Source organism: Reyranella soli, from assembly GCF_007992495.1.
Lineage (GTDB): Bacteria > Pseudomonadota > Alphaproteobacteria > Reyranellales > Reyranellaceae > Reyranella > Reyranella soli.
Window position 1 is genome coordinate 1 of sequence record NZ_BKAJ01000261.1, and the last position, 8074, is coordinate 8074.

General features: G+C 66.5%; 10 protein-coding genes. 4 read left to right on the plus strand and 6 right to left on the minus strand.

Features of this window, described 5'->3' with window-relative positions; genetic code table 11:
* Window positions 1-44: 44 nt before the first annotated feature.
* Window positions 45-533 (minus strand): YHS domain-containing (seleno)protein, encoded by a 489-nt coding sequence (locus RSO01_RS44790; RefSeq protein ID WP_147157114.1) that lies wholly within the window; start codon window positions 531-533, stop codon window positions 45-47.
* Between the two features lie 104 nt (window positions 534-637).
* A complete protein-coding gene (gene ybaL, locus RSO01_RS44795) occupies window positions 638-2335 on the minus strand; it encodes a YbaL family putative K(+) efflux transporter (RefSeq protein WP_147157115.1) in 1698 nt (565 codons plus the stop codon).
* A 96-nt stretch (window positions 2336-2431) separates the two neighbouring features.
* Between ybaL and RSO01_RS44800 the strand changes: the two genes are divergently transcribed.
* The 4 genes from RSO01_RS44800 to RSO01_RS49705 are packed head-to-tail and all read left to right on the plus strand — an operon-like array spanning window position 2432 to window position 3886.
* A complete protein-coding gene (locus RSO01_RS44800; protein ID WP_170303847.1) occupies window positions 2432-3409 on the plus strand; it encodes a Bug family tripartite tricarboxylate transporter substrate binding protein in 978 nt (325 codons plus the stop codon).
* Window positions 3410-3429: 20 nt separating this feature from the next.
* Window positions 3430-3618, plus strand: a complete 189-nt coding sequence (locus tag RSO01_RS44805) for a hypothetical protein (RefSeq protein WP_147157117.1) — start codon at window positions 3430-3432, stop codon at window positions 3616-3618.
* Entirely contained in the window at window positions 3615-3761 is a 147-nt protein-coding gene (locus RSO01_RS48130; protein ID WP_170303848.1) for a hypothetical protein, read from the plus strand. The genes RSO01_RS44805 and RSO01_RS48130 overlap by 4 nt, the downstream gene beginning before the upstream one ends.
* Window positions 3758-3886: a hypothetical protein gene (locus RSO01_RS49705; RefSeq protein ID WP_281291643.1), complete on the plus strand. Its 129-nt coding sequence runs from the start codon at window positions 3758-3760 to the stop codon at window positions 3884-3886. The genes RSO01_RS48130 and RSO01_RS49705 overlap by 4 nt, the downstream gene beginning before the upstream one ends.
* Window positions 3887-3901: 15 nt before the next feature.
* Here the strand turns inward: RSO01_RS49705 and RSO01_RS44810 are convergent, their stop codons facing one another.
* The 4 genes from RSO01_RS44810 to RSO01_RS44825 are packed head-to-tail and all read right to left on the minus strand — an operon-like array spanning window position 3902 to window position 7850.
* Window positions 3902-4477, minus strand: a complete 576-nt coding sequence (locus RSO01_RS44810; RefSeq protein ID WP_147157118.1) for a LysE family translocator — start codon at window positions 4475-4477, stop codon at window positions 3902-3904.
* A 38-nt stretch (window positions 4478-4515) separates the two neighbouring features.
* Entirely contained in the window at window positions 4516-5673 is a 1158-nt protein-coding gene (locus RSO01_RS44815) for a mandelate racemase/muconate lactonizing enzyme family protein (protein WP_147157119.1), read from the minus strand.
* Between the two features lie 11 nt (window positions 5674-5684).
* Window positions 5685-6887, minus strand: a complete 1203-nt coding sequence (locus RSO01_RS44820) for an MFS transporter (RefSeq protein WP_147157120.1) — start codon at window positions 6885-6887, stop codon at window positions 5685-5687.
* 18 nt (window positions 6888-6905) lie between these two features.
* Complete coding sequence (locus RSO01_RS44825; protein ID WP_147157121.1) at window positions 6906-7850, minus strand: SMP-30/gluconolactonase/LRE family protein; 945 nt, start codon at window positions 7848-7850, stop codon at window positions 6906-6908.
* Window positions 7851-8074: the final 224 nt, after the last annotated feature.

The window sequence follows — 8074 nt, forward strand, 5'->3', positions numbered from 1 at the left end:
TCATGAGCGCGCAGGATGCGCGCGGTCCGGAAGACCATGACGCGCTACTGACTCGGCGTGTTCTTCAGCGTCTTCCAGTTCGCGGCCGCCTTCAGCGCCGCGGTCTGCGCATCCTGGCGGAAGCGGTCGGCGCCGGCGGTGCCGGCGAAGACGTAGAGCTTGTCGCCGATGATCACCCACACCGTCGGATCGGATTCGCGGCGCTGGCCGTTGGCCATGTTGTTGGCGCAGTTGCCGCCGAACTGCGGCGCGTACTTCTCCGGGTTGGCCTTGAACAGGTCGCGATGACGGGCGTTGGCGAAGAAATAGCGCACGCCGTCGTAGACGTAGTCGTACTCGGCGACACCCGGCGTCGGCGTCGACAGCGTGAAGTAGGCCACCGGATCGTAGCCCTTGAGGGCGATGCGGTCGGCGGCAGGCGGATTGGTCTGCGCAACGGCGCGCACTTCCGCCAGCACCTTGAACGATCCGGCGACGCTGCCGACCACGGCGGCGCCTGCAACCAGCTTCAGGACATTGCGGCGTGTGGACATGACTCGATACTCCCACGCTGACCCGGCACCACCCAGACCCGCCAGCTGTCACCGCGACTTGAGCTCGAAATGGGGCGGGACGGCGGCGTCGTATGAATAGCCGTTCAACTCTTTGTCAGTGGGTGTTCATTCTGTGAAATTGGCGCGGGGTCCCGGCGCGCCCGTTCGAGCATGCGGTCGGCGATTTCGGACTCGCCCAGCACGACCAGGTTGGCGCCGAGCTTTTTCAGGTGATCGACCGCGGCGTTCGAATGGGCGCGGGCGAGGATGTCGAGCGCCGGATTGGCCGAACGCGCCTGCTGGACGGCCTGGCCTGCCTCAAACGGTTCGGGAATGGTGACGAACAGGCGGCGCGCGCCGGCGACGTTCGCGGCGGTGAGGATCGCGCGATCGGCGGCGTTGCCCACGATCACTTCGGCGCCGGCCAGGCGAGCTTTTTCGATGCCCTCATCGGTGGTCTCGATCACCAGCATCTTGCCATCCTGGGCGAGCGCCTTGCCGATCAGCGAGCCGACGCGGCCATAGCCGATCAGGACGTCGTGGCCGCTGAGACGGGTCGGCTGAAGCGTGCCGACCGGTTCAACCGACGCGCCGCTGTCGGTCGGGGCAGTGGCAGGCTGTCCACGCCTCAGCCGCTCCATTGCGAGGAAGGCCAGCGGGTTGAGAACGATCGAGATGATGGCGCCCGCGAGCACGAGGTCGCGCGCCTCCGTCGGCACCATCTTGAGCTCCATGCCGAGGCCGATCAGGATGAAGGAGAACTCGCCGATCTGGGCGAGGCTTGCCGCGATGGTGAGCGCGGTCGAGTTGGAATGACGAAAGGCGCGCACGATCAAATAGGCCACGACCGACTTGCCGATGACGATGATCGCGACCGTACCCAGCAGGGCGAGCGGCGCTTCGACGAACACCATCGGGTTCAGCAGCATGCCGACCGAGACGAAGAACAACACGGCGAAGGCATCGCGCAGCGGCATCGCCTCCTCGGTGGCCTGCTGGCTGAGATAGCTCTCGCCCATCACCATGCCGGCGAAGAAGGCACCGAGCGCAAACGACACGCCGAACAGCTTGGCCGCGCCGAAGGCGACGCCGAGCGCAATGGCGTAGACGGCAAGCCGGAACAGCTCGCGCGAGCCGGTGTGCGCGGTGTGGTGCATCAGCCAGGGGATCAGGCGCCGGCCGACGATCAGCATGATCGCCAGGAACACCGACACCTTGGCCAGGGTGATCAGGAGATAGAAGGCGATGCGGCTCGCCGGAACGCCGTCGCCCGCCGTCGCGGTGGCAAGCGCCGGCAACAGCACCAGCGCCAGCACCATGGCGAGGTCCTCGACCACCAGCCAGCCCACTGCGATGCGTCCCCGCGACGTCTCGAGGATGCGATTGTCCTGCAGGGCGCGTATCAGCACGACCGTGCTGGCAACCGACAAAGCGAGGCCGAAGACGAAGCCCGCCATGGGCGACCAGCCCAGCGTCCACGAAAGCCCGGCGCCCATCAACGTGGCGACGGCGATCTGGCCGACCGCGCCCGGCACGGCGATGCGGGCTACCGACATCAGGTCCTTCAGGGAGAAGTGCAGACCGACGCCGAACATCAGCAGGATGACGCCGATCTCGGCCAGCTCGGCGGCAAGAGCGGGATCGGCTTCGAAGCCCGGCGTGTAGGGGCCGACCACGACGCCGGCCAGCAGGTAGCCGACCAGCGGCTGGACGCGCAGGCGGTGGGCGATCAACCCGAAGACAAAAGCGAGCATCAGACCCGCGGCGATGGTGGCGATCAGCGGTGTCTGATGTTCAGGCATCGCCATTTCTCTCCGCGGTTCGTTGCCGATTCATTGGATTTGGCGTGGCGGCGTCGACATTGCAATCTTGCATTTGAGATCGGGGAGGGAAGGGGCATGAAAACGAAACGCAGGGAACTTTTTGGCGTGGGCCTCGCCGGCGCCGCGGCGGCCATGACGGGGATGCCGGCAGTGGCGCAGAACTTCCCCAGCAAGCCCGTCCGCTGGATCGTGCCGTTCGCACCTGCCGGCAACTACGATGTCACGTCGCGCATCGTGGCCGAGGCCATGTCCCGGCGGCTGGGACAGACCGTGCTGGTCGACAATCGTCCCGGCGCCGGCGGCGTCGTCGGCCTCGATGCCGCTGTTGCTGCGCCGGCCGACGGCTACACCGTGGTCATGGCCAGCTTTAGCGTCCTGGGCATCGCGCCCTACATGGCGGGCAAGTCCTCGATGGTGCCGCTGTTTGCGCCGATCAGCATACTCACTACCGTGCCGACCCTGATCGTGACCCGCGCCGACAGCCGCTTCCCGGACATGAAGGCCGCGCTGGCCGAAGCCAAGGCGAAGCCCGGCACGGTCAGCATCGGCCATTCCGGCAATGGCACGATCAATCACGTCGCCGACCTGCAGCTGCAGGCGAGCGAGAACGTGAAGTTCAACATCATCCCCTACAGAGGGTCGGGCCCCGGCCTCGCCGATCTGATGGCCGGCCAGATCGACCTCTACACCGATCAGCTCACGACCTCGTTGCCGCTGATCCGCGCCGGCAAGATCCGGCCGCTGCTGATCCTGGGACCCAATCGCATCACCCAGCTGCCCGATGTGCCGAGCCTGAAGGACCTCGGCATAAAGCCGTTCGACGGCAGCACGACCGCAGGGGTGCTGGCGCGCGCCGAGACGCCGGCGGCGGCGCTCGACGTGCTGAATGCCGCGGTGGTGGCGGCGCTCAACGACGACGACGTGAAGCGCAAGCTCGTCGATCTCGGCGCCGAAGTGCGGCCGACCAGCCGGGCTGATTTCGCAGCGCACCTGAAGGAGATGGAAGCCGTCGTTGCCGAACTTGTGAAGTCGGGCCTGTTGAAGCCGGAGTGAAGCGGGCGCATGTCAGCGCCATGACACGCCTTTGCTTCGTTCTGGCCGCGACCCTCGTTGCGGCATTGACGGTGGGTTGCACGTCGACCGGCACGACCGGAGGCGGCGGCGGCGGCAATTCGCCGAAGGGCAGCCGCGGCGGCGGTTGGGAGAACTTCCGAGCCGAGATGCCAGTGCTGCCGGAGTTGACGCCGGGGTCGTTGACGTGAAGATCGCTCTCACGATCCTGATCGTCGCGGGCGTTGCCGGATGCTCGGGATTGCCCAAGGATGGCCGCTACCAGACCGGCGGCGGTGGCTGGGACAATTTCCGCGCCGAGGCGCCGGTTCATGCGGCGAGTCGCTGGTCATGATTGCCAGGCAAATTGCGATCATCGTCGTGCTGATCGCCACCATGCTCGTCGCCGGATGCCAGGGCATTCCTCAGGACGATCGCTATCAGACCCACGACGGTGGTCGCAGCAACACGCGCGCCTGAGCGCCGTGACGGCAACTATAGCCACAGCGGAATGATCGACAGCGCGGTCAGTCCGGCGAGTATCAGATTGACGGCCCGCCACTGCTTGGCGCTGCGCAATCTCTTGCCGAGCATGACGCCGCCTGTACACCAGAACAGCGTCGCCAATATTGCCGCCATGGCGAATACGGCGCCCAGCACAAGCGCCAGCACCATTGCGTCGGGCACGAGCTCCGCATAGGTGGCCGATGCCGCGATCGCCATGCTCCATGCCTTGGGATTCGCCAGAAGTACCGCCATTCCGGCGCCGAAGCCTACGGGCGACCTTAACATGCCTGGTCCATCGCCTGCCGGAGCCATGCGACTGATCCTCCAGCAGAGCCAGAGCAAGTAGGCCGAGCCGAGCATCTTCACGATGACATGAATGGACGGCACGGCCTCAAGCACCACGATCAGCCCGGCAGAGGCCGCGACCATCAGGGAGGCCAAGCCAGCCGCGACGCCGGCCATCAAGGGAATGGTGCGGCGAACGCCAAAGCTCGTGCCGGAGGCCGCGGCCAGGAGCGTGCTGGGTCCGGGCGTGAACGTCGTGGCGACGGCCAGGGCAACCATGGAAAGGAGTGCTCGACCATCGCCGTATCGCCGGGCCGCTACACGGCCTTCATGACCGCCCAGAGGTCGGCCTTGCGCTCGAAGCCGATGCCCGGCGCATCGGGCATCGCCACGCGCCCGTCGACCACGGGACAGTCGTCGGCGAAGCCGCCGAAGGGCGCGAAGACCTGCGGGTAGGATTCGTTGCCGCCGCACTGCAGGCCGACGGCAATGTTCAGCGCGAACTGGTGGCCGCCGTGCGGCACGCAGCGCCGAGGCGACCAGCCGTGCGCCTTCAGCATGTCGATGGTGCGCAGGTACTCGACCAGGCCGTAGGACAGGGCCGGGTCGTACTGCAGGACGTCGCGGTCGGGCCGCAGCCCGCCGTGGCGCACCAGGTTGCGGGCGTCCTGCATGGAGAACAGGTTCTCGCCGGTAGCGAGCGGCGGGGCATACTGGGTGGCGAGCGCACCGTGCGCCAGATAGTCGAGCGGATCGAGCGGCTCCTCGTACCAGCGCAGGCCGTAATCCTTGATCGCGTTGCCGAACGCGATTGCTGTGGGCAGGTCGAACTTGCCGTTGACGTCGACCGCCAGCCGATCGCCAGCGCCGACGATCTTCAGCACCGCCTCGATGCGCTTGATGTCGTCGCCGAGCGGCACGCCGCCCACCTTCATCTTCACGCAGGAATAGCCAAGGTCGAGATAGTGCTTCATCTCGTCCTGCAGGCCGTCGAGGTCCTTGCCGGGGTAGTAGTAGCCGCCGGCAGCGTAGACCCACGCCTTGTCGTCGAATTTCCCGCCGTTGTAGCGGTCGGCCAGAAGCTTCCACAGCGGCACGCGCTTGGCCTTGGCCACGGCGTCCCACAGCGCCATGTCGAGCACGCCGACCGCGACCGAGCGCTCGCCGTGCCCGCCCGGCTTCTCGTTGGCCATCATCGCGGCCCAGCACTTGGCGGGATCGAGCAGCCCTTCGGCGTCGAGCAGTGACTCCGGCTTGGCCTGCCTCAGGCGCGGGATGAAGCGCTCGCCCAAAAGGCCCTTCTGGGCGTAGCGGCCGTTGGAGTTGAAGCCGTAGCCGATCACCGGCTTGCCCTCGACCTTGAGGTTGGTCTCGACCGCCACGACGCTCGCCGTCATCTGGCTGAAGTCGATATAGGCGTTGGCGATGTTGGAACGGATCGGCGAGACGATGTCGCGGATGGCGACGATGCGCATGGAATCTCCCTTCAGGCGGCCGCCGCGCGCCTCGTCTGGCGCATCAGCAGCCACCAGGCGAGGAGGGCGGTCATGACATTCCAGGCGATACCATTGAGGAACGCGGCGCGATAGGACCCCGTCATGTCGAACAGCACGCCGCCCATCCAGCCGCCCAGCGCCATGCCGATCAGGGTCGACGAGATGGCGAGGCTGACGCGGGTCGCCGCTTCGCTCGGTGGGAAGTATTCGCGCACGATGATGGCGTAGGAGGGCACGATGCCGCCCTGGAACAGGCCGAACAGGGCCGAGGCGATGTAGAGCGAGGTGAGCCCGTCGTCGATCAGGTAGAAGACGAGCGCGATGCACTGCAGGGTGGCGCCGATCAGCAAGGTCATGACGCCGCCGACCTTGTCGGCGACCCAGCCCGAGCCGATGCGGCTCACGATGCCGAAGCCCAGCATCAGCGACAGCATCTCCGCCCCGCGGGCCACGCCGTACCCCAGGTCGGCGCAGTAGGCGACGATGTGGACCTGCGGCATCGACATGGCGACGCAGCAGCCGATGCCCATCAGGGCGATCAGGGCCTGCAGGGCGTTGGGCGACAGGCCGAGTGCCGCCTGTGAGCGGCGCGCTACCTTGGCGATGGCCGTTTCTTCGTGGTCCGGCGGACGGCGCTTCAGGGTCAGCGCCAGGGGGATCATCGCCACCAGGCAGAAGGCAGCGGCCGACAGGAACATAGTGCGCCAGCCATGGTCGTGGATGATCCGCTCGATGATCGATGGCCAGATGGTGCCGGCGAAGTAGTTGCCGGAAGCGGCGATGGCGACGGCGACGCCGCGGCGCTTCTCGAACCAGTGCGAGACGTCGGCCACCAGCGGTGCAAAAGTAGCGGCTGCGCTGAAACCAATCAGGATCTGGGCGGCGGAGAAGAGGATCAGCGAGGAGGTGAGCGATCCCAGTGCGAAACCCAGCGACAGGCCGATCGCGCTCAGCACCGAGGCGACGACGATGCCGCGCCGGTCGACGATGCGGCCCACGATGACGCCGCCGGCGAAGAAGCCCAGCGTGTTCATGGTGTAGGCGAAGGAGATGTCGGCGCGGGTGATTCCGAGATCGGTCTGCACGGCCGGGATCGCCACGGTGAGCGACCACATGCCCATGCCGCCGATCGTGCTCAGCGCAACGCTGGCGGCAAGGCGCCGCCAGGCGTAACTCGAATCGATACCACGCATTGCTTTTGCTCTATGCGATCAGCCGCCGGCCACGCCCTGGGTGTTGACGTAGAGCGCGTAGAGCGAATGGCTCGCCGCCATGAACAGCCGGTTGCGATAGCGGCCGCCGAAGCAGAGGTTGGCGCAGCGCTCCGGCAGGTCGATATGGCCGATCGGCTTGCCCGTGGGGTCGAATATGCGCACGCCGTCGAGCTCGGGCGAACCCATGCCCCAGCCGCACCACAGGTTGCCGTCGACGTCGACGCGGAAGCCGTCGGGCGAGCCGCCCGGCCCGGCATCGATCAGCACGGAGCCCTTGCCGAGCGCGGTGCCGTCGTTGGTGACGTCGAAGGACACGATCGTGCGATGCGGCTCGGCGCGCGAGCCCACGACGTAGAGCTTCTTCTCGTCGGGCGAGAAGGCGAGCCCGTTGGGGCCCGGAACGTCGTCGGCCACCATCGTGAGCTTGCCGGTCGCCGTATCGAGGCGATAGACGGCGGGCTTGTTCTCGCTCTCGGCCTTGTGGCCCTCGTAGTAGCCCAGGATGCCGAACGTGGGATCGGTGAACCACACCGAGCCGTCGGACTTCACGACGACGTCGTTCGGCGAGTTGAGCGGCTTGCCGTTGTAGGAATCGGCCAGCACCGTGATCGCCCCGTCATATTCGAAGCGCACGACGCGGCGTGCGTCATGCTCGCAGGCGACCAGGCGGCCGCGGCGGTCGCGGGTGTGGCCGTTGGCGTTGTTGGAAGGCTTGCGGAAGATCGTGACGTTGCCCGATTCCTCGTCCCAGCGCAGGACGCGGTTGTTGGGGATGTCGCTCCACAATAGATAGCGGCCGTCACCGAAATAGACCGGGCCCTCGGCCCAGCGGCAGCCCGTGTAGAGCCGTTCGACCGACGCCAGCGGCAGCCGGTACTTGTTGAAGGTTGGATCGAGCACGCGCACGGACGCGTCGGGATAACGTTCGTTAGGCTGCCACATCGGAGTTTCCCCAGCTTCGTTCCTGAGCGAGAGAGACTAGCGGCTCGACAGCCGTCTTCGCGACCTCTGTTTTAGCAGGGCTGATACAAACCCATCTCACCCTGCGAGATCTCTTATTCCTCCCCCGTCTTAGGTAGGGCTATCGGATTTGACCTTTCCCGTCATCCCGAGCGGAGCCGCCCGAAGGGCGGCGTAGTCGAGGGACCTGTTTTTGTCGATGCATC